This is a genomic window from Halomonas getboli (assembly GCF_023094245.1).
Classification (GTDB): domain Bacteria; phylum Pseudomonadota; class Gammaproteobacteria; order Pseudomonadales; family Halomonadaceae; genus Halomonas; species Halomonas getboli.
Genome location: NZ_JALMEW010000002.1, coordinates 208,442 through 234,686 on the forward strand (window position 1 = coordinate 208,442; position 26,245 = coordinate 234,686).

At 69.0% G+C, this 26,245-nt stretch carries 21 protein-coding genes; 4 read left to right on the top strand and 17 right to left on the bottom strand.

Annotated elements, in window-relative coordinates; translation table 11 throughout:
* Positions 1 to 80 precede the first annotated feature (80 nt).
* Positions 81 to 1,433 carry a permease gene (locus tag MYL53_RS06015; protein WP_247852726.1) on the top strand — a complete coding sequence of 451 codons (1,353 nt, stop codon included), beginning with the start codon at positions 81 to 83 and terminating at the stop codon, positions 1,431 to 1,433.
* A 22-nt stretch (positions 1,434 to 1,455) separates the two neighbouring features.
* A complete protein-coding gene (locus MYL53_RS06020) occupies positions 1,456 to 1,686 on the top strand; it encodes a thioredoxin family protein (protein WP_247852727.1) in 231 nt (76 codons plus the stop codon).
* A gap of 4 nt (positions 1,687 to 1,690) precedes the next feature.
* Here MYL53_RS06020 and MYL53_RS06025 read toward each other — a convergent pair whose 3' ends face one another.
* The 8 genes from MYL53_RS06025 to MYL53_RS06060 form a co-directional block, all read right to left on the bottom strand.
* Entirely contained in the window at positions 1,691 to 2,062 is a 372-nt protein-coding gene (locus tag MYL53_RS06025) for a metalloregulator ArsR/SmtB family transcription factor (protein ID WP_247852728.1), read from the bottom strand.
* The gene (arsJ, locus tag MYL53_RS06030) at positions 2,059 to 3,306 is read right to left on the bottom strand and encodes an organoarsenical effux MFS transporter ArsJ (protein ID WP_247852729.1); all 1,248 of its coding nucleotides are present in this window, start codon (positions 3,304 to 3,306) and stop codon (positions 2,059 to 2,061) included. Before arsJ ends, MYL53_RS06025 begins: the two co-directional genes overlap by 4 nt.
* Positions 3,307 to 3,309: 3 nt before the next feature.
* Entirely contained in the window at positions 3,310 to 4,356 is a 1,047-nt protein-coding gene (locus MYL53_RS06035; protein WP_247852730.1) for an ArsJ-associated glyceraldehyde-3-phosphate dehydrogenase, read from the bottom strand.
* 179 nt (positions 4,357 to 4,535) lie between these two features.
* Complete coding sequence (gene pstB / locus MYL53_RS06040) at positions 4,536 to 5,345, bottom strand: phosphate ABC transporter ATP-binding protein PstB (protein ID WP_282103421.1); 810 nt, start codon at positions 5,343 to 5,345, stop codon at positions 4,536 to 4,538.
* Positions 5,346 to 5,411: 66 nt separating this feature from the next.
* Complete coding sequence (gene pstA, locus MYL53_RS06045) at positions 5,412 to 6,578, bottom strand: phosphate ABC transporter permease PstA (RefSeq protein ID WP_247852731.1); 1,167 nt, start codon at positions 6,576 to 6,578, stop codon at positions 5,412 to 5,414.
* Between the two features lie 19 nt (positions 6,579 to 6,597).
* Complete coding sequence (pstC, locus tag MYL53_RS06050; protein ID WP_247852732.1) at positions 6,598 to 7,854, bottom strand: phosphate ABC transporter permease subunit PstC; 1,257 nt, start codon at positions 7,852 to 7,854, stop codon at positions 6,598 to 6,600.
* 115 nt (positions 7,855 to 7,969) lie between these two features.
* Positions 7,970 to 8,983: a PstS family phosphate ABC transporter substrate-binding protein gene (locus MYL53_RS06055; RefSeq protein ID WP_247852733.1), complete on the bottom strand. Its 1,014-nt coding sequence runs from the start codon at positions 8,981 to 8,983 to the stop codon at positions 7,970 to 7,972.
* A gap of 186 nt (positions 8,984 to 9,169) precedes the next feature.
* Positions 9,170 to 10,354, bottom strand: a complete 1,185-nt coding sequence (locus MYL53_RS06060) for a Bcr/CflA family multidrug efflux MFS transporter (protein ID WP_247852734.1) — start codon at positions 10,352 to 10,354, stop codon at positions 9,170 to 9,172.
* 131 nt (positions 10,355 to 10,485) lie between these two features.
* On the opposite strand from MYL53_RS06060, the gene tal reads away from it, so the two are divergent.
* Positions 10,486 to 11,424, top strand: a complete 939-nt coding sequence (gene tal / locus MYL53_RS06065; protein ID WP_247852735.1) for a transaldolase — start codon at positions 10,486 to 10,488, stop codon at positions 11,422 to 11,424.
* Between the two features lie 135 nt (positions 11,425 to 11,559).
* On the opposite strand, the gene MYL53_RS06070 is transcribed toward tal, so the two are convergent.
* The 8 genes from MYL53_RS06070 to MYL53_RS06105 form a co-directional block, all read right to left on the bottom strand.
* Complete coding sequence (locus MYL53_RS06070; RefSeq protein ID WP_247852736.1) at positions 11,560 to 12,069, bottom strand: STAS domain-containing protein; 510 nt, start codon at positions 12,067 to 12,069, stop codon at positions 11,560 to 11,562.
* Positions 12,056 to 13,252: a PP2C family protein-serine/threonine phosphatase gene (locus MYL53_RS06075; protein WP_247852737.1), complete on the bottom strand. Its 1,197-nt coding sequence runs from the start codon at positions 13,250 to 13,252 to the stop codon at positions 12,056 to 12,058. Before MYL53_RS06075 ends, MYL53_RS06070 begins: the two co-directional genes overlap by 14 nt.
* Before the next feature lie 9 nt (positions 13,253 to 13,261).
* Positions 13,262 to 14,032 (bottom strand): MlaA family lipoprotein, encoded by a 771-nt coding sequence (locus tag MYL53_RS06080; RefSeq protein WP_247852738.1) that lies wholly within the window; start codon positions 14,030 to 14,032, stop codon positions 13,262 to 13,264.
* 116 nt (positions 14,033 to 14,148) lie between these two features.
* The gene (gene hrpA, locus MYL53_RS06085) at positions 14,149 to 18,165 is read right to left on the bottom strand and encodes an ATP-dependent RNA helicase HrpA (protein WP_247852739.1); all 4,017 of its coding nucleotides are present in this window, start codon (positions 18,163 to 18,165) and stop codon (positions 14,149 to 14,151) included.
* A gap of 345 nt (positions 18,166 to 18,510) precedes the next feature.
* On the bottom strand, positions 18,511 to 20,202 hold the full coding sequence (locus MYL53_RS06090; protein WP_247852740.1) for an AMP-binding protein: 1,692 nt from the start codon (positions 20,200 to 20,202) through the stop codon (positions 18,511 to 18,513).
* Between the two features lie 145 nt (positions 20,203 to 20,347).
* On the bottom strand, positions 20,348 to 21,133 hold the full coding sequence (locus MYL53_RS06095; protein ID WP_247852741.1) for a class II glutamine amidotransferase: 786 nt from the start codon (positions 21,131 to 21,133) through the stop codon (positions 20,348 to 20,350).
* Entirely contained in the window at positions 21,126 to 22,961 is a 1,836-nt protein-coding gene (locus MYL53_RS06100; RefSeq protein ID WP_247852742.1) for a vWA domain-containing protein, read from the bottom strand. The genes MYL53_RS06095 and MYL53_RS06100 overlap by 8 nt, the downstream gene beginning before the upstream one ends.
* 9 nt (positions 22,962 to 22,970) lie before the next feature.
* The gene (locus MYL53_RS06105) at positions 22,971 to 23,402 is read right to left on the bottom strand and encodes a hypothetical protein (protein WP_247852743.1); all 432 of its coding nucleotides are present in this window, start codon (positions 23,400 to 23,402) and stop codon (positions 22,971 to 22,973) included.
* 71 nt (positions 23,403 to 23,473) lie between these two features.
* On the opposite strand from MYL53_RS06105, the gene MYL53_RS06110 reads away from it, so the two are divergent.
* Positions 23,474 to 25,585, top strand: coding sequence for a S9 family peptidase (locus MYL53_RS06110; protein ID WP_247852744.1), 2,112 nt, complete (start codon positions 23,474 to 23,476; stop codon positions 25,583 to 25,585).
* A gap of 66 nt (positions 25,586 to 25,651) precedes the next feature.
* Here the strand turns inward: MYL53_RS06110 and MYL53_RS06115 are convergent, their stop codons facing one another.
* Entirely contained in the window at positions 25,652 to 26,098 is a 447-nt protein-coding gene (locus tag MYL53_RS06115) for a YcgN family cysteine cluster protein (protein WP_247852745.1), read from the bottom strand.
* Positions 26,099 to 26,245: the final 147 nt, after the last annotated feature.

Below are 26,245 nucleotides of genomic sequence, written 5' to 3' on the forward strand. Positions count from 1 at the left end.
CCACGCCGGAAAGCCGCCCGCGTGCGACATGCCCCCCGATATAGTGACGTAATTCTCGGTCGTCGCGAGGCCTCGCTCGCATGTCGGACTCCCGCCCCGTCGCTCTCCCCTTCATGGCCCGCCTGCTGACGCTGGCGCGGCAGAATCCCGACCAGCTGCGCTGGATCGCCGCGGTGGTCGGGGTCTTCCTGCTGATCTATTTCCTGCCCGCCGGGGCCGAGCGCTTCGACAACGCCGTGCTGGAGGGCGTCCGGCTGACGCACTGGTACGCCCAGGAGCACGTCATCCTGTGCCTGCTGCCGGCGTTCCTGATCGCCGGCGCCATGGCCGCCTACCTGAGCCAGGGCGCGGTGATGCGCTACCTGGGGCCCTCGGCGCCCAAGCCAGTGGCCTTCGGCATGGCCTCGGTGTCGGGCATGCTGCTGGCCGTCTGCTCCTGCACGGTGCTGCCGCTGTTCGGCGGCATCTACCGGCGCGGCGCGGGCCTGGGGCCGGCCGTGGCCTTCCTCTACTCGGGGCCGGCGATCAACGTGATGGCGGTAGTGGTCACCGCCAAGGTGCTGGGGCCGGAGCTGGGGCTGGCGCGGGCCGTCGGCGCGATCCTGTTCGCCGTGGTGATCGGCCTGATCATGCACCTGATCTATCGCCGCGAGGAGCGGGAACGCCGGCCGAGCGGAGCCCGAGGCTTCGGCGGCGACGACGACGGCCGCCCGCTGGGCCAGGTGACGGCCTTCTTCGGCCTGATGGTGGGCATCCTGGTGTTCGCCAACTGGGCCGCCGCCGACAGCGCGACCTGGATGGCCGTGTACGCCTGGAAGTGGCCGATCACCGCGGCGCTCGGCGGGCTGTTCGCCCTGCTGCTGATCCGCCGCTGGGGCTGGCCACCGCGCCAGGTCGCCGGGCTGGCCGGCGCCGTGACGCTGGCCTCGCTGCTGGCGCCCGGGGTGCCGGAGCTGGCCTTCGCCGTGGGCATCGTCGGGCTGATGCTGGTCGCCACGCTGCGCGACGACGACCGCGAATGGGCCCGGCAGAGCTGGGACTTCACCCGGCAGATCGTGCCGCTGCTGCTGGCCGGGGTGTTCATCGCCGGGCTGCTGCTGGGGCGCCCGGGCGAGGAAGGGCTGATTCCCTCCGACTGGGTGGCGCTGGCGGTGGGCGACAACGGCTTCCGCTCGACCTTCCTGGCCTCACTGCTGGGCGGATTCATGTACTTCTCCACCCTCACCGAGGTGCCCATCGTCCAGGGCCTGATCGGCAACGGCATGGGCAAGGGGCCGGCGCTGGCGCTGCTGCTGGCGGGGCCGGCGCTGTCGCTGCCGAACATGCTGGTCATCCGCACCATCCTCGGCACCGGCAAGACCCTCGTCTACTGCGCGCTGGTGGTGGTCATGGCGACCCTGTCCGGCTACCTCTACGGCCAGCTATGGCCGTGATACTCGCCCGAAGGAGGGCTGCATGAAACTGAGCATCTACGGCAGCGGCTGTCGCAAGTGTCAGCAGCTGGAAGCCAACGCCCGCGAGGCCGCCGAGGCCAAGGGCCTGACGGTAGAGATCGAGAAGGTCACCGACATGAATGCCATCATCGATCAGGGGGTGATGCGCACCCCGGCGCTGGGCATCGACGGCGAGATCGCGCTCGAGGGCAAGGTGGCCAGCCGCGAGGAGATCGAGGCGCTGCTGGGCTGAGCCCTCAGCACAGCGCCCGGCGCCGCTCGGGCCCCTCGCCCAGTCCTTCCAGCCGCGCGGCCAGGGCGGCGAGCCGGTCGGCCTCACCCTCGGCGGCGGCCTCGAGCGTCGCGCCGACCCAGCCGGGCAGCCCGGGGGCGATGGCGTAGTGGACCCACTGCCCCTCGCGGCGGCCGACCAGCAGGCCGGCGCGGCGCAGCTGCGCCAGGTGCCGCGAGATCTTGGGCTGGGAGAGCTCGAGCACGCCGCTCAGCTCGCACACGCAGAGCTCGCCCTGGCGGCGGATCAGCAGCGTCAGCCTCAGCCGGGTTTCGTCGGCCAGGCACTTGAAGAACATCACCGGCGCCAGCAATGCGCCGTCGTGCGCCTCGCTCATGGCGTCGCTCCCCGTTCGCTCGACCGGGATTCGCCGGGCAGCGCCAGGGCCATCAGCGCGCTGGCGGCCACCAGCGCCGCCGAGACCCACAGGCAGGCGGCCAGCCCCTGGACCTGGTAGAGCCAGCCCGAGAGCAGCGTGCCGGCCAGCCGGCCCATGGCATTGGCCATGTAGTAGAAACCCACGTCCATGGACACGCCGTCGGCCCGGGCGAAGCGCACGATCAAATAGCTGTGCCAGCTGGAGTTGACCGCGAACAGCACGCCGAAGGCCAGCAGCCCCGCCACCAGCCAGCCCACCTGGGCCAGCGGCAGCAGCGCCAGCAGCGCCGGCAGCCCGGCCAGCAGCAGCGCCAGCGTCACGGTGACGGCCCGCGGGCTCGCGCCGAGGCGCGCGGTCAGCCGCGGCGCCTGGGTCTGCACCCCGCCGTAGCCGATCACCCACACGGCCAGCAGGCCGCCCACCGTCCAGTGGCTCCAGCCGTGCTGGTCATAGAGGAACACCGGCAGTGCCACCACGAACCACACGTCCCGGGCGGCGAACAGGCACAGTCGGGCCGCCGACAGCACGTTGACCGCCCTGGAGGACGAGAACACCTCGGTGAACGTCGGCTTGCGCTTGCCGCGCCCCAGGTCGGCCCTGAGCCGCCACAGCGAGAGCGCCAGCACGGCGGCGAGCAGAACCGCCATGACGCTCACCGCACCACGGAAGCCGATCAGCGTCAGCAGCGCCCCGCCGAGGAAGAAGCCCGCGCCCTTGAGTGCGTTCTTCGAGCCGGTAAGGATCGCCACCCAGCGATAGAGCGCGCCCTGGGCGTTGGCGCCGTCCTTCGGCACCAGCACCTTGACCGCGCTCTTGGCGCTCATCTTGTTGAGGTCCTTGGCGATGCCGGAGAGCGCCTGGGCGGCCATCACCCAGGGCACGCTCAGCGCTGCGGCGGGCACCATCAGCATGGCCAGCGCCACGATCTGCAGGCCGAGCCCGACGTTCATGGTGCGATTGAGCCCCAGGCGCGCCCCCAGCCAGCCGCCCACCAGATTGGTGACCACGCCGAAGGCCTCGTAGAACAGGAACAGCAGCGCCACCTCCAGCGGCGAGTAGCCCAGCCGGTGGAAGTGCAGCACCACCAGCATGCGCAGCGCGCCGTCGGTCAGCGTGAAGGCCCAGTAGTTGCCGGTGATCAGCAGATACTGGCGGATCTCGAAGGGCAGGCCCCGCAGGCGCGCGACAAGCGATTCAGCCACGACTCACCCCGCGCTGCCCGCCGATGCGCGCCCCACCTTGAGCGCCAGCTCGGCGGTGCGGTTGGCGTAGCCCCACTCGTTGTCGTACCAGGCGTAGAGCTTCAGCTGGGTGCCGTTGACCACCATGGTGGACGGCGCGTCGACGATGGCGCTGCGCGGGTCGGTGCGATAGTCGATGGAGACCAGCGGGCGCTCCTCGTAGCCGAGGATGCCGGCCAGTTCGCCCTCTGCCGCCGCCTTCAGCGCCGCGTTGACCGCCTCCACCGTGGTCTCACGTTCGAGCTCGAAGACCATGTCGGTCAGCGAGGCGTTGGCCAGCGGCACGCGCACGGCGTGGCCGTTCAGCCTGCCCTCGAGCTCGGGGAAGATGGCGGTGATCGCCCTGGCCGAGCCGGTGGTGGTGGGGATCAGGCTCATGCCGCAGGCCCGCGAGCGGCGCAGGTCCGGCTTCTGTGGCGAGCTAGGGGCATCGAGGATCACCTGGGTGTTGGTGATGTCATGCACCGTGGTCATCGAGCCGTGGCGGATGCCGAAGGTCTCGAGGATCACCTTGACCACCGGGGCCAGGCAGTTGGTGGTGCAGCTCGCGGCGGTGACGATGCGATGCCGGGCGGGGTCGAAGGCGTCGTCGTTGACGCCCATCACCACGTTGAGCACGCCCTCCTCCTTGACCGGCGCGCTGACCACCACCCGGCCCACGCCCTGGTCCAGATAGGCCTGAAGCCTGTCGGTGGACGTCATGTGGCCGGAGCATTCGAGGGCCACGTCACAGCCGGACCAGTCGGCGGCGGCGATGGTGTCGTGGCCGCTGAAGGCAATCCGCCGACCGTCGATGATCAGGGCGCCGTCATCCGCCTGGATGCCCTGCCCCGGCGACCAGTGCCCGTGCACCGAGTCGAACTCCAGCAGGTGGGCGAAGGTGGCGGCATCGCCGCCGGGGTCGTTGATACGCGCGATGGCGACCTCGCCGGCCTCGACGCGCGGCCACAGACTACGCAGCGCGAGGCGTCCGATGCGGCCGAAGCCGTTGATGCCGAGGGTCAGGGTCATGGGGGCTCTCCCGGTCGCGGACGCTGTGATGGCACTCAATATATACGCCACCCTGTATATATGGAAACCCATATATATCCGGCACTCGTGACGATCCGGTGACACCACGGAATGCAGGCCCGAAACGACGACGGGGAGGCCTGTGGCCTCCCCGTCGCAGCATCACACGAGCACGGCGCTTAACCGTAGCGACCGGTGATGTAGTCCTCGGCCTTCTTGGTGGCCGGGTTGGAGAACATGGTCTGGGTGTCGTTGTACTCGATCAGCTCGCCCAGGTGGAAGAAGGCGGTGTAGTCGGCGACCCGCGCGGCCTGCTGCATGTTGTGGGTCACGGTGATGATGGTGAACTGCTGCTTCAGCTTGTCCATCAGGTCCTCGATGGTCGCCGTGGAGATCGGGTCCAGGGCCGAGGTCGGCTCGTCCATCAGGATGACCTCGGGTTGCACCGCGATGGCCCGGGCGATGCACAGGCGCTGCTGCTGGCCGCCGGACAGCGAGGTGCCGGGCTCCTGCAGCTTGTCCTTGACCTCTTCCCACAGGCCGGCGTCGCGCAGCGCGCGCTCCACCAGCTCGTCGACGTCGGCCTTGCGGCTCACCAGGTCGTGCATGCGCGGCGCATAGGCGACGTTGTCGTAGATCGACTTGGGGAAGGGATTCGGCTTCTGGAACACCATCCCCACGCGGCGGCGCAGGGCCACCTCGTCCATCCTGGCCTCGTTGACGTCGCGGCCGTCCATCGAGATCAGGCCCTCGAGGCGTACGTTGGGGATCAGGTCGTTCATGCGGTTGAGGCAGCGCAGGAAGGTCGACTTGCCGCAGCCAGACGGGCCGATCAGCGCCGTGACGTTCTTCTGGAAGACGTCGACGTTGATGTTCTTGAGCGCCTGATTCTGGCCATACCACAGGTTGAGGTCGCGCACCCGCACGCTCAGCTCGTGATTGGCGTTGTCGTTGCGTACCACCGGCTCGCCGGCACTGTGTCCGCTCATGGGGCCCATCTTCCGCTCGGAAATTTGAATGTTCATCTTGGCATATCCTGTGTCTGGCCGCGGGATTTACCAGCGACGCTCGAATTTCTTGCGCAGCACCACGGCGGTGGCGTTGAGCGTGATCAGCACGGCCAGCAGCACCAGGATGCCCCCGGAGGTCTTCTCGATGAAGGCCCGTTCGGGCTCGCCCGCCCAGGTGAAGATCTGCGCCGGCAGCACCGTGGCCGCATCGCTGAAGGAAGCGGTGACGTCGGGAATGAAGGCCACCATGCCGACGATGATCAGCGGCGCGGTCTCGCCCATGGCCTGGGCCAGGCCGATGATCGAGCCGGTCATGATGCCGGGCAGGGCCAGCGGCAGCACGTGGTCGCGCACCACCTGCCAGCGCGAGCAGCCGACGCCGAAGGCGGCGTGGCGGATGGCGTCCGGTACGCTGCGCAGCGCCGTGCGGGTGGCGATGATGATCACCGGCAGGGTCATCAGCGCCAGCGTCAGGCCGCCGACCAGCGGCGAGGAGCGCGGCACGCCGAAGAAGTTGATGAAGATCGCCAGGCCCAGCAGACCGAACAGGATCGAGGGAATCGCCGCCAGGTTGTTGATGTTGATCTCGATCAGCTGGGTAAAGCGGTTGTCCGGGGCGAACTCCTCGAGGTACACCGCTGTCATCACGCCGATCGGGAAGGCCACCGCCAGCGTCACCAGCAGGGTCATCACCGTGCCCATGGCCGCCGAGGCGATGCCGGCGAGCTCGGGCATCTTGGAATCGCCGCTGGTGAAGAAGGTGGTGTTGAAACGCAGCTCTGCCCGGCCCTCGGCCTTCAGCTCGTCGACCACCGCCTTCTCCTTGTCATGCAGGCGGGTGTAGTGCCCCTTGAGGTACTGGTCGACCTCGGCATCGGCCAGCACCCATTCCATGCGCTTGGTGCCGAGCAGCTCGGGATTGTCTTCCATGCGCCCGGGAATCAGGCGCAGGTAGCCGCGGCTGACCAGCGGGCGCACGTCTTCCTGCACGGCGGCCAGGGGCAGCTCGGCGGCGCGCTCGCTGTAGTCGACCTGGACCTGGATCTGGGTCTGCTGGAAGGCCGGCAGACCCTTGACCAGCATGTCGGCGAAGAACAGCACCAGGAACAGGCCGGCCAGCCCCAGGGCGCCCATGGACACCCACTTGAGGCGGGCGGACTTGCGGTGACGACGCCGGAGCTGGGCGCTGATCTCGTCGAAGGATTGGCTCATCGGAAAAAAGCTCCCAGCGTTAGAGGTTGTTGATCCGGTACTTCTCGCGGAACCGGCGGATCATGATCACCGAGACCAGGTTCAGCGACAGGGTGACCACGAACAGCACCAGGCCCAGGGCGAAGGCCGAGAGCGTCTCGGCGCTGGCGAACTCCTGGTCACCGGTCAGGGCGGCGACGATGCGCACCGTCACCGTGGTCATGTCCTCGAACGGATTGGCCGTGAGGTTGGGCCGCATGCCGGCGGCCATGACCACGATCATGGTCTCGCCCATCGCCCGGGACACCGCCAGCAGCGAGGCCGAAATGATGCCCGGCAGCGCCGCCGGCACCACCACGTCGCGGATGGTCTCGCCCTTGGTCATGCCCAGCGCCAGCGAGCCCTGGCGCATGCTGTCCGGCACCGAGTTGATGACGTCGTCGGACAGCGAGGAGATGAAGGGAATGATCATGATGCCCATCACGATGCCGGGCGCCAGGGCGTTGTTGAACGAGGCATCGATGCCGAAGAAGCCGGCCGCGTCGACGATCAGCGGCGCCACGGTGATGGCGGCGAAGAAGCCGTAGACCACGGTGGGAATGCCGGCCAGCACCTCGAGCACCGGCTTGGCCAGGGTGCGCACCTTCTGCGGCGCGAACTCGGCCATGTAGATGGCCGACAGCAGGCCCACCGGAATCGCCACCAGCATGGCCAGGGCGGTGATCATGAAGGTGCCGGCGAACAGCGGGATCGAGCCGAACTGGGCGGCGCTGGCGCCCTCCTCGGCCCGGCCGGCGGCGGCGAGGAAGCTCGCGCCCGGGTTCCAGGTGGTGCCGGTGATGAAGTCCCAGAAGCTCTGCATCTGGAAGAAGCGGATGGCCTCTCCCACGATGGAGATCAGGATCCCGAAGGTGGTGAAGATCGAGATCAGGGCGGCGCCGGCCAGGAAGAAGCGAATCACGCTCTCGATGGCCTTGCGCGCATGGAAGTCGGGGCGAACCAGATACACGCCCATGGCCAGGCCGGCGCAGCCAACGACCAGGCTGGCGGCAAGCAGATACAGCGTCGGGATCTCGGCGCCCAGCAGCAGCATGACGAAGGCGCCCACGGCACCGACGAGGATCGCCGGACCGGCGGTGGAGAGCACGCTGAACCAGGCGTACTGGTCCGGCTGCGCATGCATGGACACGCCGGCGGCACGCACCCGGGCGGCCTTGGCGCGCCCCAGGAAGAAGGCTATCAGACCCAGCACCAACAGGGTGCCGCAGAACAGCGCGAGGATTTGATTGGTCTGCATAGGTGTCTCTCGGCGGAATGGATCCGCGGGGCTGGCAGGGCTCTGCCCCCGGCGGAACGTATGTCAGCCGGCAGCCCCAGGCTGCCGGCTGATGCAGCGCGAGTACCGGGCCTCGTTACTTGAGGTCGGCCAGCTCGAGCGGCTCGTGGCTCTCGACGGCGCTGCGAGCCTCGGCGCGCAGGTCCTGCGGCGCCGGGATCAGGCCGATGCCCTTCAGATAGCCCATGTCGCTGATCATCTGCTCACTCATGAACATCTTGGCGTAGGCATCCATCGCCGGCACGTCGTCGGCGTGCTGATTCTTCAGGTAGAAGTACAGCGAGCGAGACACCGGATACTCGCCGCTGCCGATGGCTTCCGGCGTCGGCTCGACGCCATCGATGCTGGCACCGATGATGCTGTCGCTGTTCTCTTCCAGGAAGGAGTAGCCGAAGATGCCGAAGGCGTCGGTGTCCTCGGCCAGGCGCTGAACGAGCAGGTTGTCGTTCTCGCCGCCTTCGATGTAGACGCCGTCGGCGCGGATGTCGGTATAGCCTTCACCGCCGTAGACGTCCATGTCCTCGGAGGCGGCTTCCATCACCAGCTCCTCGAAGGCGTCGCGGGTGCCGGAGGTGGTGGGCGGACCGTAGACGGAGATCTCGCGATCCGGCAGCGAGGCATCGATCTCGCTCCAGTTGGTGTAGGGATTGTCGACCAGCTTGCCGTCGACCGGCACCTGGGCGGCCAGGGCCAGGAACAGCTGCTTGCGCGTCAGGTTGATCGGATCGTTCTCGCTGGACTCGGCGAAGGCGATACCGTCATAGCCGATGAAGGCCTCGGTGATGTCGGTCACGCCGTTCTCGGCGCAGCGCTCGAACTCGGAGGGCTTCATGCGACGCGAGGCGTTGGTGATGTCCGGAGTGTCATCGCCGACGCCGTTGCAGAACAGGCGCAGGCCGCCACCAGAACCCGTGGACTCGATGACCGGCGTCGGGTAGTCGGTGGTGGCGCCGAACTCTTCGGCCACGTAGCTGGCAAACGGATAGACGGTGCTGGAGCCGACGATACGCAGCTGGTCGCGGGCCTGGGCGACACCGGCGACGCCCATGACGGCGGCAGCGATGGCGGTGGTCTTGAGGATGCGGTTCATGGAGAGAGCTCCTGTTCGGGGAAGTGATCATCCTTTCGCGACACACACGATGCCCCACGAAAATGACAGCTTCATGACATCCAAACTCTCGAACCACATTCCTCGTCGTCGCAGGAAGACAGGGCACCGCGAGCGGGCCCATCGGGCTCCGGCCCGAGCGGGCCGGAGCGACGGTCAAGCGTCCACTCAGTGCAGGGCGGCTCGTCCCGCCAGCACGCGCAGCGCCAGATTGCCGAGCAGCGACACCATCAGCATGGTCAGCACCATGGGCCAGGCGCTGTCGACCTCGATGGCGCTGACCACCACCCCGGCCAGGGCACCACAGGTGAACTGGGTGCAGCCCAGCAGCGCCGTGGCCGTCGCGCTCATGTGGCTGAAATGCTCCAGCAGCGAGGCCATGGCGTTGGGCGTGATCAGCCCGACCATGCCCATGAACAGCATGATCAGCGGCACCACCGTGACCAGCGAATCGAGACCGGTGGCCACCAGCGCCACCAGCATGACGGCCACGCAGAACTGCACGCCGAGTCCCAGGCGCATGTTCTGCTGCGGGGTGCGATGGCGCAGCAGACGGATATTGACGCGATTGGACAGCGCCATGACCACCACGTTGGCGCCGAACACCAGCGGATAGACCGCCGGCGAGATGCCGTAATGGCTCATGTACAGAAACGGCGACGAGGTGATGAAGGCGAACATCCCGGAGAAGGTCGAGGCCACCGCCAGCACATAGCCCATCGCCTCGCGATGGCGCAGCACGCTGGCATAGTTGCGCAGCACCTGGCGCCCAGAGGCGACCGGCGCATCGGCCGGCCGGGTCTCCGGCAGGCGGGTGCCCATCAGCCACAGCAGGAAGGCCGCATAGGCCGCCAGGAAGGCGAAGATCAGCCACCAGTCGGCCAGGTAGAACAGCCCGCTGCCCACCGCCGGGGCCACCAGCGGCGCCAGCATCAGGATCATGGCCATGGTCGACATCACCTTGGCCGCCTCGCGCCCGCTGAAGCAGTCGCGCACGATGGCCGCCGAGTTGACCACGCAGGCGCCGCCGCCGAGGGCCTGAACGAAGCGCCAGGTCAGAAGCTCGCCGAGGCTGTCGACGCGCATGATCATCAGGCTGGCCAGCAGGAAGATCACCAGCCCGGAGAGCAGTACCGGGCGACGCCCCAGACGGTCGGACATCGGCCCGCCGACCAGCTGCCCGATGGCGAAGCCGAACAGGAACAGGCTGATCGACAGCTGGGTATGATGGACGCTCGCGCCCACCGATGCGGCCAGCGACGGCATGGCCGGCAGATAGGCGTCGATGGCGAAGGGCGCCAGGGCGGTATTGGTGGCCACCAGCAGGGCCACGCGTCGTGCGCTGAGGGTCAAGCGACCTCCTACGAGAATGCCGAAAGGGCGCTAATGATAACGCACCTCACTGGTGGATGTCGGACGCGCCTGTTTTCCCTCGGGCACGCTTGTTAGAGTTGAAGGACCGATACACGGAGGACTCAGGACCCATGGCAGACGACCTGCTGACGCAACTCAAAGGCATGACCACGGTGGTCGCCGACACCGGCGACATCGAGGCGATTCGTCGCTTCCAGCCCACCGATGCGACCACCAACCCCTCGCTGATCCTGCAGGCCGCCCAGCAGGAGGGCCGCCGCGCCCGCCTGGCGGAGATCGCCCGCCAGGCCACCGACATCGACGACGCCATGGACGCCGTGGCGGTCGAGATCGGCAGCGAGATCAGTGCCCTGGTGCCGGGCTACGTGTCCACCGAAGTCAGCGCGCGCCTCTCCTTCGACACCCAGGCATCGCTGGACAAGGCTCGCTCGCTGATCGATCGCTACCAGCGCGCCGGCGTCGACCCGTCGCGGATCCTGATCAAGCTCGCCGCCACCTGGGAAGGCATTCGCGCCGCCCAGGTGCTGGAGCGCGAAGGCATCCACACCAACCTGACGCTGATGTTCAACGTCGACCAGGCCCGGGCCTGCGCCGATGCCGGCGTGACCCTGGTGTCGCCCTTCGTCGGCCGCATCCTCGACTGGCACAAGGCCCAGGACCCGGAGGCCGACTTCGCCGGCGACCGCGACCCGGGCGTGCAGTCGGTCAAGCGCATCTATGAGCACTTCAAGGGCCACGGCTACGAGACCATCGTGATGGGCGCCAGCTTCCGCAACAGCGGCGAGATCACCGCCCTCGCCGGCTGCGACCGGCTGACCATCTCCCCGGCCCTGCTCGGCGAACTGGCCGAGACCCGGGGCACGCTGGAGCGTCGCCTCGCGCCGCTGGATGCCGAGACCCGCGCGCCGGAACCGCAGACCGAGGCCGACTTCCGCTGGGCGATGAACGAGGATCCCATGGCCACCGAGAAGCTGGCCGAGGGCATCCGCAAGTTCATGGCCGACCAGCGCAAGCTGGAGACGCTGCTGGGCGAGCTGCGCCAGGGCTGATCACGCCGGGCCGCGACGCCCGCATGATCGCCTGAAACGACGAGAGGGGGAGACGCCGGCCGGCGTCTCCCCCTCTTTCATTTTGCCCTGCCTTCTTCCGCAGCGTCTGGCATCGAGCCCCACCGAAGCGGCAACTCACTCCCGGCCGGCGGGGCTCTTCTGCTCCTCGAGCATCTCGACCAGCGGCTGGAACTGCTCGCGGTTATGGTCGTTCATGTGCATCAGGATGCGGTGCGCCTCGAGGATACGCTCGCGCATGCCCTCCTCGTCGGCGGGCACCTCGGGCAGGTCGCGCAGCTCGTGGGGCTCGGTGATCGGCGACTCCAGCAGAGTGAAGTAGCGGGCGAAGCCCATCACGTCGAGCATGCGCCGCACGTCAGGGTTGTCGACGACGATGGTGGGCGGCTGCTTCAGGCGTCCCTGCAGCGCCATGGCCACCTTGGCCAGGAAACCGAGCGCCGTGGAGTCGACGTTGGTGGCCTCGCGCAGGTCCACCATCACCGCCTCCAGCCCGGGCGTTTCGGCCAGGCGCTGGGCCTGGGTGTCGAGCGTCGCGCAGAGCGTCAGCCGAACGTCGCCGCACAGCTTGAGCACGAACACCCCGGAATCGAACGCCGCCTTGAGGCGGCCTTCATGCATCATCATTGCCAAATCCGCTCAACATCATGATCGTCAGGTCATCGGGAAGTTCGTCCTGACAGGGGGCGCGATCGGCGTCCTCGCTATCAGCGTCGACGATGTCGTCGCCCAGGGCAAGACCCCGGCGCAGGGCCGCCAGCGACTCGCTGGCCTCGGCGCGAGCGCGCAGCTCCTCGAGCCGTGCCTCCAGGGTCTCGCCAGGCAGGCACTCGAGGATACCGTCGGAGCACAGCCACAGCCGGAAGTTCGCCGGCAGCGCGCAGCCCAGCGGCGGATACTCGACGTCCGGGAACAGCCCCACCGGCATGCCCTCCCCTTCCAGGTAGCGCGCCTCGCCGTCGGCCACCAGCAGCGGCATCGGCAGCTGCGCGCCGAGCGAATAGTGAAGATAGCGACGCTCGCGGTCAATCACGCCGACGAACAGGGTGGCGTGCTTGCCGATGCCGGTATCGAGCAGCTCGCGATTGAGCCCGGCCAGCCAGCGCGGCGCCAGCTGCTCCGGATGCTGTCCGTCCCACTCGTGCTGCCAGCGATGGGAGAGCGACTTGAGCAGCACCGTGACGAAGGCCGACGAGGCCCCATGGCCCGAGACATCGGCGAAGTAGAACAGGGTGTAGCGGTCGTCGAAGCGCTGGAAGTCGAGGAAGTCGCCGGACAGATACAGCGACGGCACCAGCCAGTAATCGCCGTTCACGCCGTTGATGCTCTGCGGGCGCGGCGGCAGCAGCTTGCGCTGGATCTGGCCGCCGGCCTGCTGATCGAGGCGCAGCATCGCCAGGTGCGTCTCCAGGCGCTCGTTGAGCTCGGCCAGGCGCGCCCGGTCGTGCTCCCGCTCCTGAGCCAGACGATTGAGATCGATCACCCGACGGATCATGCGCCGCAGCAGGTGGCCGTGGCGGCGCGGCTCGATCACATAGTCGACCAGCCCGGCGTCCACCGCCTGCAGCAGATCGCTGTCCTGACGGTCGTCGCTGACCACCAGGGTCGGCAGCCGCTCGGCCAGCGCCTGCCAGGCCTCGCGGGGCACCGCCCGGGCGTGCGCCACCACCAGCACCGTATCGTCCGGCAGCTGCTCGAGGCGCTCCACGGCGGCAACCGCCAGGCCGTCCCCGGCGATGATCTCGGCCAGGGCATCGCGCTCGTCCCCGGCAACGTCGATCAGGCCGACCAGCTCATTGACTCCAGGCATCCCGTGGCCTCACTCGGCGAAGGCATCATCGAAGTCGGCGTCATCGAAATCGAAGTCGTCGCTGGCGAAGGGGTCCGCGCCCATCTCGCCGTCGTTGACCTCGAAGCGCCGACGCTGCAGCCAGCTGTCGCGGATGAAGCTGTAGCGGTCACCGCGAATCAGCTTTTCCTGATCGAGCAGCCCGGCCCGAGTGTCGATCACGTCCAGACCGCGCAGCCCGTAGCGCACCTTGTCCTCTTCGACATAGGTCAGCGGGTCGGTGTACCAGTCCACCGGCAGGCCGGCGGTATCGCGTACGGTGCTCGGACCCAGCAGCGGCAGCACCAGATAGGGCCCCGAGCCCACGCCCCAGGCGGCCAGGGTCTGGCCGAAGTCTTCCTCGCGCCCGACCAGATCCATATGGGACGCCACGTCGAAGATGCCGAGCACGCCCGCGGTGGAGTTGATCAGGAAGCGTCCGGTGGCGATGCCGGCATTGCCCGGCTTGCCCTGCAGCAGGCTGTTGAGCGTGGTGCCGATCTCGCCGAGGTTCGAGAAGAAATTGCCGACGCCGGTCTGCACCGGGTCGGGCGTCACGTAGCGATAGCCCTGGGCCACCGGCTTGAGCGCATAGCGATCGACCGTCTCGTTGAAGGCGAACACCCCGCGGTTGAAGCCTTCCCAGGGGTCCGCCGGATTGGCGTCGTCGACGCCGGAGGTGGTCGCGCAGCCCGTCAGCAGTGACAGGGCGCACAGCGCCGCCAGGCCTTGGCCGGCCCGGCGGATGGATATCGGAGTCATGGCTCGAACGGTCTCCCTACGCGTCATTCTGGTGTCCATCGTCGATCGGTATTGCGGGTCACGACGCTGCCGGCACTGTAGCCCGCGGCGCCGCAACACTCCAGTCCGGGGCCCGCTCAGGCGCGCCCGGTGAGTTCCTTCCAGCGCTTCTCGAGGCGCTTCTCCGAGACCGGCAGCGCCGTGCCCAGCTGCTGGGCGAACAGCGACACGCGTAGTTCCTCGATCCACCAGCCGAACTCGACCAGCGCCGGGTCCTCGACGCCGCCGCGGCGCTCGCTCTCGCGCCGCGCGGCCAGCCGCGCCTCGAAGTCCTGCACCGCCTGCATGTGCATCTGATCGCGCATGCGCTCGCGGGGCGCCTTCTCCAGGCGGATCTGCGCGGCCTCCATGTAGCGCGGGTACTCCGCCAGCCAGTCGCCGGCCTCGGTGACGAAACCGGGATGCACCAGGCGCTGCATATGGGCCTTGAGGTCACTGTATACCAGCGCCAGCGAGAGGTTGAGATTGCCCTTCAACGCCTTGGTCACCGCCAGATGGCCCTCCAGCGCCTGCTTGAGGATGCCGAGGCGTTCCTCGGCGTGGGGCACCAGGGCGTCGCGGGTCTCGGCCAGCCGCGCCTCGAGTTCGTCGCGGGAGCGCGGCAGCGGATCGACCGCCACCACCTGCTGGAAGACGGCGCTGACCAGGTCCTCGGCCAGCTGGCGCTTGCTGCCGACCTTGGCGAACAACAGCGCGCAGGGCTGCAGGCCGGGCAGGCGCTCGATGGCACGCACCTGGTCCGGCAGCCGCGCCATGGCGGCGCGCACCACGCCGCGGCGATGGGCCTCGCGGGCCTTGTCGGGATGGTCGAACAGCTCGACCCTGAGGCTGTCGTCCTCCGGCACCACCGCCGGATAGGCCTCGACGCGGATGCCGGCCTGGGTGGTGACCCGGGACTCCGGCAGCGGCGCCTCGGGCAGGGTCTCGAGCGCCTCCGCCTCGCTGGCTTCGCTCGCCAGCGCGCGGGCGCCCTCCCCGGCCGCGGCCTCGAAGCGCCGCTCCAGGGCGCGGATGTCTCGCCCCTGGCCGAGCTCGCGGCCCTCGTGGTCGACCACACGCAGGTTCATGATCAGGTGTGGCTCGAGCGCCTCGACCCGCCAGTCGTCGGGCGCGAGCCGCACGCCGGTCTTGACCCGCAGGAACTCGCCCAGCGACTCGGTGAGCGGCACGTCGTCCGGTGTCATGGCCTGCAGGGCAGCATCGACCCAGTCGGGAATCGGCACCACCTGGCGGCGGATCGCCTTGGGCAGCGACTTGAGCAGCGCGATGCACTTCTCGCGCAGCAGGCCAGGCACCAGCCATTCCAGTCGGCCCTCGGGCAGCTGCGGCAGCATCGCCGCCGGCACCGTCAGGGTCACGCCGTCGTCTTCTGCGCCGGGGGCGAAATGGTAGCTCAGCGGATAGCGCACGCCGTTCAGCGCCAGCTCGTCCGGGTAGTCGGCCTGGGTGACCTCCTCGGCCTCCCGGGCCAGCAGCGCGGCGCGGTCGAACTTGAGCACGTCCGGATCGTCGCGCTCGGCCTGCTTGCGCCAGGCCTCGAAGCCCTTGCCGTTGACGATGTCCTCGGGGATGCGCGCGTCGTAGTAGTCGAACAGCGCCTCCTCGTCGACCAGGATATCGCGCTTGCGGGCGCGATCCTCGAGGTTCTCGACCTCCTCGACCAGCGCGCGGTTGTGGGCGAAGAACTCGCCCCGGGTCTTGAACTCGCCCTCCACCAGGGCCCGGCGGATAAACAGCTCTCTCGACTGAACGGGATCAATCGGCCCGAAATGCACCCGGCGGCGGCTGACGATCGCCAGGCCAAACAGCGTGACCTGCTCGAAGGCCACCACCTGGGCGCGCTTCATCTCCCAGTGCGGCTCGCTGTAGCTGCGCTTGACCAAGTGGCCGGCCAGCGGCTCGATCCAGGCCGGATCGATCTTGGCCACGGTGCGGGCGAACAGCTTCGAGGTCTCGACCAGCTCGAAGGCCATCACCCACTTGGGCGTCTTCTTGGCCAGCCCCGAGCCGGGATGAATCATGAACTTGCGGTTGCGCGCCCCCTGGTACTCGCGGTTCTCCAGCAGCTGGCCGAGGTGCGACAGCAGCCCCGGCAGCAGCGCCTTGTGAAGCCGCACGGCGCTCTCGCGGCGGGCCTTCCTGGCGGCCTCGCCGTCGTCGTCCTCGGCCGGCAGCGGGGCCGGTGCGGGCACGTCGATGTCCATGTCGCGCAGCAGCTGGCGCAGCTGGCGGAAGGTATCGTGCCACTCGCGCAGGCGCAGGTAGTTGAGGTAGTGGTCCTTGCACCAGCGGCGCAGGCGGTTGCCGGAGAGCTCCTCGCGGGCGGCCTCGAAGCCGTGCCACAGGTTGAGCAGCGCCACGAAATCGGAGTCCGGGTCCTGCCAGCGGCGATGGGCCTGGTCGGCGGCCTGGCGCTTCTCGGCCGGACGATCCCGCGGGTCCTGGATGGCCAGCGCCGAGACCACCACCAGCACCTCGCGCAGGCCGCCCTGCTCGGCGCCGGCCAGCAGCATGCGGGCCAGGCGCGGGTCGATGGGCAGCCGGGAGAGTTTGCGCCCGAGCGGGGTGATGCGCTGGCCCTCGTCCACCGCGCCGAGCTCGAACAGCAGGCGGAAGCCGTCGGTGACGAAGCGCGAGTCGGGCGGATCGACGAAGGGAAAGGCCTCGATGCTGCCGAGCTTGAGCGACAGCATCGACAGGATCACCGAGGCCAGGTTGGTGCGCCGGATCTCGGGATCGGTGAATTCGGGGCGGCCGAGGTAGTCTTCCTCATCAAAGAGGCGGATGCACAGGCCCTCGGCCACGCGGCCGCAGCGGCCCTTGCGCTGGTCGGCGCTGGCCTGGCTGACCGCCTCCACCGGCAGGCGCTGGATCTTGGCCCGGTAGCTGTAGCGGCTGATGCGCACCAGGCCCGGGTCGATCACGTAGCGGATGCCGGGCACGGTGAGCGAGGTCTCGGCGACGTTGGTCGAGAGCACGACGCGCCGCCCGCGGTGCGGGGCGAAGACGCGGTTCTGCTCGGCGTTGGAGAGCCGGGCGTAGAGCGGCAGTATCTCGGTGTCGCGCAGCTCGGCGCGGCGCAGGGTGTCGGCGGCCTCGCGGATCTCGCGCTCGCCGGGCAGGAACACCAGGATGTCGCGGGGCCCGTGCAGCCAGCCCTTCTCGCGCTCGGCGGCCTGGATCTCCTCCACCGCGTGCAGGATGCCCTCCTGCAGGGTGCGGTCCTCCTCGTCCTCGGCCTCGCGGGTCAGCGGCCGGTAGCGCACCTCCACCGGGTAGGTGCGCCCGGAGACCTCGACCACCGGCGCCGGGCGCTTGGTGCCGTCCTCGCCCGCCAGGGCGAAGTGCTCGGAAAAGCGCTCCACGTCGATGGTCGCCGAGGTGATGATCACCTTGAGGTCGGGGCGACGGTCGAGCAAGCGCTTGAGGTAGCCGAGCAGGAAGTCGATGTTGAGGCTGCGCTCGTGGGCCTCGTCGATGATGATCGCCTCGTAGCGCGTGAGGTCGGGATCGTGCCGGGTCTCGGCCAGCAGGATACCGTCGGTCATCAGCTTGACCAGGGTGGCGTCGTCGGTGTGATCGGTGAAGCGCACCTGGTAGCCGACCTGTTCGCCCAGCGGCACCTCCATCTCCTCGGCCAGGCGCGTGGCCACCGAGCGGGCCGCCAGCCGGCGCGGCTGGGTATGGCCGATCAGCCCGCGCCGGCCGAGCCCGAGCTCCAGGCACAGCTTGGGGAGCTGGGTGGTCTTGCCCGAGCCGGTCTCGCCGGCCACCACCACCACCTGATGATCACGCAGGGCCTCGAGGATGTCCTCGCGGCGCTCGGCGACCGGCAGCTCCTCGGGGTAGGACAGTTTTACCGGGCGCGAGGCGCGAGCCTCGACCCGGGCGCGGGAGCGCTCGACCTCGCGGCGCAGCTCGGCGAGCCCACGGTCCACCGGTTTGCCCTGGCGGCAGCGCCGGGTCAGGCCGGCGAGGCGCTTGCCCAGGCGGGGCGCGTCGCGCAGCTGCACGCCGTCGAGTTCGCCCCTGAGGGCTTCCAGGGCGGCGGCATCGGATTCGGGCGCGTCGGGGGCTGGGGTCAAGGTACTCACGATGACTCGAGGGCTCCGGTGATCGAACGGGCGGGACGACAGAACGGCTCGCATCGGTCGGGCGATGCGAGCCGGCCATTGTAACGCCGCGAACCAGTCGGGGGCTAATCGACCCTCCATGCGCCCCTCATATCAGTATCGGAGCACTCCCGCAGGCGACAGGTCTGCGAGGGGCGCTGTGAACCCATCCCTGGGCGCTACTTTGGCCCGGCTTCGCTCTCGCATCCTGCTCCGCTCGCCGGACCGGTGCTGGCCTTCCATGGCCAGCCCGTTCGGAGAAGTTCTCCTTACCCATGGCCAAAAACCCCCTCTTCGACCTGTCCCCGGCTCGCGATCAGTGCTGACTCAAGACGCCTCACCCTCTTCCTTCGCTTCACCTTGCGCCTCGTCGCGAAGCTGGCGGCGCAACACCTTGCCCACATTCGTCTTGGGCAGCTCGTCGCGGAACTCCACGTGGCGCGGCACCTTGTAGCCGGTCAGCTCCTTCTTGCACCAGGTGCGCAGGGTGGCGGCGTCCAGGTCCGGGTCGCTGGCCACCACGAACAGCTTGATCGCCTCGCCGCTGTCCTCGTCGGGCACGCCCACGGCGGCCGACTCCACCACGCCGGGATGATGGGCCACCACGTCCTCGATCTCGTTGGGATACACGTTGAAGCCCGACACCAGGATCATGTCCTTCTTGCGGTCGACGATGCGGATATAGCCATCCTCGTCGAAGACCGCCACGTCGCCGGTATGAAACCAGCCCTCGGCGTCGAGGGACGCGGCGGTGTCCTCCTCGCGGTTCCAGTAGCCCTTCATCACCTGGGGCCCCTTGACGCACAGCTCTCCGGCCTCACCGAGCGGCAGGTCGTTGCCGTCCAGATCCACCACCTTGACCTCGGTGCCGGCGACCGGCCTACCGATGGTACCGAGACGGATATCGTCGATGGGGTTGAAGCTGACGATCGGCGAGGTCTCGGTGAGGCCGTAGCCCTCGGCGATCGGGCAGCCGGTGACGTCTTCCCAGCGCTTGGCGACGGCCCCGGTCAGCGCCATGCCGCCGGAGATGGTCAGATGCAGGGCAGAGAAGTCGAGGCGGCGGAAGTCGTCGCGCTGACACAGCGCGTTGAACAGGGTGTTGAGGCCCACGAAGCCGGTGAAGTGCACCGTCTTCAGCGTCTTGACGAAGCCGTCCAGGTCGCGGGGGTTGGGAATCAGCACCGAGTGGTTGCCGGTCTCCATCATGAACAGGCAGTTCACCGTAAAGGTGTAGATGTGATAGACCGGCAGCGGCGCGATGATGGTCTCGCCGCCCTCGGCGAGCCCCGGGCCGATCGCCTGGCGCGCCTGGAGCATGTTGGCCACGAGATTGCCGTGAGACAGCATGGTGCCCTTGGCCCGCCCGGTGGTGCCGCCGGTGTACTGCAGGGCGGCGATGTCGTCGGGGCCGCGAGCGATGTCGCGGTGCTCGAGGCAGGCACCCCGCCCCAGCGCATCGCGGAAGCGCCAGGCGCCGGGCAGCCGATAGGACGGCACCATCTTCTTGAGATACTTCACCGCGGCGTTGATCAACGGCCGCTTGGGGAAGGCGTGCAGGTCGGCGATCTCGGTCACCACCACCCGCTCGATGTCGGTGTCGTCGAGGATATGCTCGAGCTTGGCCGCCATGTTGGCCAGGATGACGATGGCCCGGGCGCCGGAATCCTTGAACTGGTGGGCCATCTCCCGCTCGGTGTAGAGCGGGTTGGTGTTGACCACCACCAGGCCGGCGCGCAGGGCGCCGAACACGGCCACCGGGAACTGCAGCAGATTGGGCAGCTGGATGGCAATGCGATCGCCGGGCTCGAGCCCGGCCTCCTGCTGCAGCCAGGCGGCGAAATCGGCGGACAGGCGGTCGAGCTCGCCGTAGCTCAGGGTCCGGCCCATGCAGGTGAAGGCGGGCTTGTCGGCGAAGCGTTCGATGGCGGCGTGGAAGACCTCCATCACCGAGGCGTAGTCGTCGCGGCCCTCGAGATCGGGGCCGCTGAGGACGGCGGGCGTGGCGTGCTCGCTCATGGCATTCTCCAGGCTGTGGTCGACCCTGCGGGATCGTGCCCTGTTGTTATTCAGCGTTGTCATGGCATTGCGGCTATGCCCCACCCTATCCCAGTCGCTCCTTCTCAGGGAATACGCAATTAAAACTTCTGTTTGAAACTTTTGTTCAACCCTGCGCCACGAAGCGACCCTGAATCTCGCCGTCCCGCCACACCAGCAGCTCGCCGGGCACCATGCGCACCCACTCCTCATTGTCGGTCAGCGGCTCGGTGGCGATCACCGAGACCACGTCATCGGGGGTGGTGTGCTCGGCGAAGTTCACCGCCATCTCGGCATCAGAGAGGCTGGCCTGGCCGAATGGCGCCCGACGGGTGATATGCGCCAGCCTGGTGGTGCAGTAGGTGTAGAGGTACTCGCCGTCGGCCAGCAGCAGGTTGAAGACACCGAGCCCGCGCAACCGCTCGCAAAGATTGTGCAGATGCGCCCACAGTGCCCGGCGGTCGTCCGGCGGCGCGGGGAAGGCGCGGCGCAGCTCGCCCATCAGCCAGCAGAAGGCATGCTCGCTGTCGGTGCCGCCCACGGGCCGGTAGAACGACAGCGGCAGCGCCTCCCAGCCGGCGAGCTGGCCGTTGTGGGCATAGCACCAGGGCTGGCCCCACATCTCCCGGGTGAAGGGATGGGTGTTGGCCAGGCGCACCTGGCCGACGTTGGCCTGGCGGATGTGGCTGATCACGATGTGCGACTTGATCGGGTAGTCGCAGATCAGCCGGGCGATGGGCGAATGGACCGAGGGATGCGGGTCGCGGAAGTCGCGATAGCCGCCGGCCTCGTAGAAGGCGATGCCCCAGCCGTCGCGATGCGGACCGGTGCCGCCGCCGCGGGTCAGGAAGCCGGTGAAGCTGAAGCAGATATCGGTCGGCACGTTGGCGCTCATGCCCAGCAATTCACACATACGGGTCCCTGCGCTCATGGGAACGGGAGCGGCTGGTGTGGCGCCAGAGCAAGCGCAGCAGCGTCAGGCCGATCACCAGCATCAGCAGGATCCAGAACATCGGCGAGTCGGTCCAGCCGCGGGCCCGCTCGACCAGCCCCGGCCAGCCCTCCTGCCACACCAGACGCAGCTTGGCCGGCACCGCATTGACGCCCTCGACGAAGCGGTCGGCGAGGCTAGGCTCGGCCTCGGTCGCCGCGGCCTCGTCGGCATCGGCGAAGCGCTCGGCGGCCAGGGTCGGCCCGGCGCCGGCACCGGCGATGCCGACCCGCGCGTCGGGATTGAGCATCAGCCGGGGGAGGCGCAGCTCGCGGGTCTCGCCGTCCAGGGTGACGCGGGCGGTCAGGGTCAGCGGCTGACGCAGGTCCGGGTCGAGCTCGGGCAGCGCCAGCGTCCAGCGGGTCTCGCCGACCGGCTCGGCCTCGAGCGTCTCGCCGCCGAGTTCGCCACCAATCTCGGTATTGTCGCGATTCAGGCGCGGATGCTCGGCGGCCAGCACCACGCGGCCCTCGGCCGGATCGTGCAACGCACCGATCGCCGGCAGCACGTTGACCGCCTGGCGGCGCTGGCGAGTGAAGCCGTCTCCGGAGGCGCGCACCACCAGCTGGGCGTTGCCGGTGAGCGCCGGCGCCGGCAGCTCGCCACGGAAGCGGCCCTGGTCGTCGGCGTCGAGGGTCACCGAGGACTGCACCTCGCCATCGGCGTCCTCGAGGGAGACCTCCAGCGTCAGGTTGCCCGGCAGGGGGCGTTCCTCGCTCTGGGCCACCAGCCAGGCCTCGACCGGCACCGGGAAGCCGCGATAGAGGGTCGCCGGCAGCGTGGCGGTATGCAGCTGCCAGGGGCCGCTGATGCTGATGCGGCTGCCCTCGCCCACCGGCCCCTCGAGGCGCCACTGCCCGGCTTCGGGGTCGGGCACGCGAATCAGGTCGAAGCGCGGCTCGACCTGCCAGTTAGCGCCGTCCGGGGCGGAATCGGCGCGATAGCGGGTGCCATCGGGGCCGACCAGCGTCAGCGGCTCGGCCTCGGGATCGTGGAACACCAGCGCCGAGAGACGATCCACGCCCTCGTCGACCGTGAAGCCACCGTCGTCGTCCAGCGGCAGACGATCGGCCGGGAAGATGCGCTCGAAGATATCGAGGAAGGCGCCCATCAGCCCTTCGGGCGAATCCACCCGCGCGGCCAACCCGCCGGTGCGCTGGGCCAGGCGTTCGACCAGCGCCAGGTCGGCCTCGTCGGAGAAGGCGATGGCATGCACCGTCGCGCCCCGGTCGGCCAGTTCGGGCGCCAGCTCGTCGACGATCCGTTCCCGCGAGGCGCGGTCGACGGCCGGCTTGTTGCCGCGGGCCGGCGGCAGATCGATGACGCCGTCGGTCATCAGGATCAGCTGCTGGCGACCGTTGGCCTCGGCATCGATCGCCCGGCGCAGGGCCGTTTCGATATCGGTGTATTGCTGATCCCGCGACGACGGCGGCAGCGACAGCGCGCGCTGGCGCCAGTCGGCCTCGACGCGGCCCAGCGGCAGCGGATTGTCGACCCGCTCGCCGAAGGTCCAGACGCCGGCGCTGGCGCTCTCCGGCAGCAGCGACACCAGCAGCCCCATGGCGCTCTCCGCCAGGCGGTCGGGATCGTGCGCCTTCATGCTGCCCGATACGTCGACCACGGCCCGCACGTCGGCGCTCTTCTCCTCGGCCCACGCCGGCGAGACGGCGACCGCCCATGCCACCAGGCACAGCGCCAGCAACCTGGCCAGGCAAGGCCGGACGACACGGCCGCGAGCTCCTTCAGACATCCCGATTCCTTAGCCGATCACCGGCTCTCGTCGCGCTTCGCCGCCTTCCTGGCGGCCCTGTTCGGCGCTCTCGCGCTGCTGTGCCTGGCGAGCGGCGGCGCGATGGCCGCGCCGCCACAGCAGCAGGCCGACCACGGCGCCCAGGCCGGCGGCGACCGCCACCAGCAGCAGCGCCGGCATCATGGTGCCGGCATCGCCCTTGAGAAACGCCAGACCGGCGACGACCACCGCCGGTGCAACACCGTGATAGGTGCCCTCATCAGTGGTCAGCGCCAGCTCGAAGGTGGCCGGCACCCACATCACCCCGCCCACGGCCCAGGTGATCACCAGCCGCGGCAGGCGCGGCAGAAAGGCCAGCCCCAGGTAGCCGGTGCCGAGCACTACCAGCGACAGCGCGGCGTAGGTCAGCCATAGTAGGGACATCGAATCCGAAAGTAGCATCGGTACCTCGTCATTACGCGTCGCGAGACGCATTTCGTTGAATTCACTCCGAGTATGGTACATCCCGCACCATGAAAGCACAGCCGCCACGTGTCCCCGGCCAGACGAACATGACCGACGCCCCCCACCCGACCGCCGCGTTCCGGCGCGCCGACGACCCCGACTGGCACTGGCTGGAGCAGCGCGACGACCCGCAGGTGACGGCCTTCCTCGAGGCCGCCAATGCCCATTCACAGGCCTGGTTCGCGCCCCTGGACGATCTCACCGAACGCCTCTACCACGGCCATCTGGCGCGCCGCGAGCTGGCCGTTCACGGCCTGCCCACGGCGCTCGACCACTTCACGGTGTGGAGCGAGACCGCCGTGGACGCCGACCATCCGGTCTGGTGGCGCCATCCCAACGGCGAGCCCGAGCGCCGCGAGCCCTTCTTCGACCTGCAGCGCCGCGCCGCCGACCACGCCTTCTTCGAGATCGGCGACATGTCGCTGTCGCCGGACGAGGCCTGGATGGCCTGGAGCGAGGACACCCAGGGCGACGAGATCTTCACCCTGTGGCTCAAACGCCTGCCGGACGGCGAGCCGCTGGCGCTGCTCGAGGAGATCGGCCCCGAGCTGTGCTGGGCCGAGGACGGCGCCACCCTGCTGTTCACCCGCTATGACGCCACCCAGCGCCCCGAGAGCATCTGGCGGCTGCCGCTGACCCTCGGTGCGACGCCGAACGCCGGCGAGCCGTCGCTGATGCTGCGCGAGGACGACCCGGAGTTCTGGCTGGGACTCGGCAAGACCCGCTCGCGCGAGTGGCTGGTGCTGGAGTCCGCCTCCAAGGACACCAGCGAGGTGCACCTGGTTCCGGCGTCCTCGCCGGCCACGGCGCCTGCGCTGTTCCGTCCCCGCGAGCGCGGCGTGGAGTACGGCGTGGATCACCGCCCCGGCCACTTCTACGTGCTGCACAACCGCCAGGCGCCCCACTTCTGCCTCGACCGGGTCGACGAGAGCGACCCGCAGGGCGAGCCCGAGCGCCTGATCGGGCACCGCCAGGACACCACCCTCGAGGGTATCGATGCCTTCAGCTGGGGGCTGGTGGCCAGCGAGCGCGACCATCAGCAGGCCCAGGTCCACCTGCGGGTGATCGAGCTCGACGCCGACCACGCCTTCCACCGCGACGAGCGCCTGCCGCTGCCCGAGACGCCCTGCAGCCTGGGCCTGGCCGACGCCCCGCACTTCGACGAGCGGCGCCTGCGGCTGCGCGAGGAATCCTTCACCCTGCCGGCGACCTGGACCGAGCTGGACCTGGACAGCGGCGAGCGCCGCCGCCTCAAGCAGCAGCCGGTGCACGGCGACCTGCGCCCCGACCAGCTGGCCTGCGAGCGACTGTGGGCGACCTCCCACGACGGCGAGCGCGTGCCGGTCTCGGTGGTGATGCGCGCCGACCTGGTCGGCCATCCACTGCCCACCCTGCTCTACGGCTACGGCGCCTACGGCGAGACTCTCGATCCCTGGTTCTCGGTGGCACGCCTGGAGCTGCTGGCCCGCGGCGCGGCCTTCGCCGTGGCCCACGTGCGCGGCGGCGGCGACCGCGGCGAGCCCTGGTACCTGAGCGGCAAGCTCGAGCACAAGACCAACAGCTTCCATGACTTCCTGGCCGCCCGCGACGCCCTGGTCGAACAGGGCGTCAGTGACGGCGGGCGCATCGTCGCCTACGGCGCCAGCGCCGGCGGGCTGCTGGTCGGCGCCAGCCTCAACCTGTCACCGGAGCGCTTCCGCGCCGCGGTGCTCGACGTGCCCTTCGTCGACGTGCTGCGCACCATGGAGAATCCCGACCTGCCGCTGACCACCGCCGAGTACAGCGAATGGGGCGACCCGCGCGAGCCTGCCGCCCGCAGCCGCATCCGCGACTACTCGCCGCTGGACAACCTGCCTGACCGGCCCTGGCCGCCGGTGTTCCTGCAGGGCAGCTGGCACGACACCCGGGTGCCCTACTGGGAACCGGCCAAGCTCTACGCCCGCCTCACTGAGCTGGCCGAGGGCCACGGCGTGGACGGCAGCGACCACCCCACGCTGCTGCGCACCGACCTGGAGGCCGGCCACGGCGGCGCCTCGGGGCGCTTCAAGGGCTGGCACGACAACGCCCGCCAGGACGCCTTCATCCTGTGGGCGCTGGGGCTGGAGACGCGGGAGGCCTGAGCGGCGCAGAAATGCAAGAGGCGGCCCCCTGGCCGCCTCTTTTCGTCATGCCCCTTGTCGGGAGACCTAACCGTCGATCGGCAAGATCGCGATGATATGGTCCTCCAGCTCCTCCTCGGGCACCTCGGACTGGGACACCGCGAAGCTGCGCACGCTGATGCCCTTGCGATGCACCCGCTCGGGATCGCCGGAGATCAGCGGGTGCCAGCCGGCGAGCTTGCGCCCCTCGGCCAGGCGCCGATAGGCGCAGGACTTGGGCAGCCAGCGGAACTCCTCGATGCGCGCTACGGTGAGCTGCTGGCAGTCCGGCACCTTCGCGAAGCGATTGGCATAGTCGCTGCAGCGACAGCCCTCGATGTCGAGCAGCTCGCAGGCCACGTTGAGCACCGCCAGGTCGCCCTCGTCGTCCTGGAACTTGAGCAGGCAGCACTGGCCACAGCCGTCGCAAAGCGCCTCCCACTCCTCATCGGTCAGCTCTTCCAGCGGGAAGCGCTCCCAGAATTTCTCTCTCATGTTCTCTCCTGCGCGAGGCCGGATCATGCCCGGGGTCAGACCCTTCAGCAGCCTTAGGAGCTTGCTCCTAAGGTTGCTGAAGGGTCTGACCCCATGTGCGCATCTCATAGCCGAGCCCGAAGCCCGAAGCCCGAAGTCCGAAGTCCG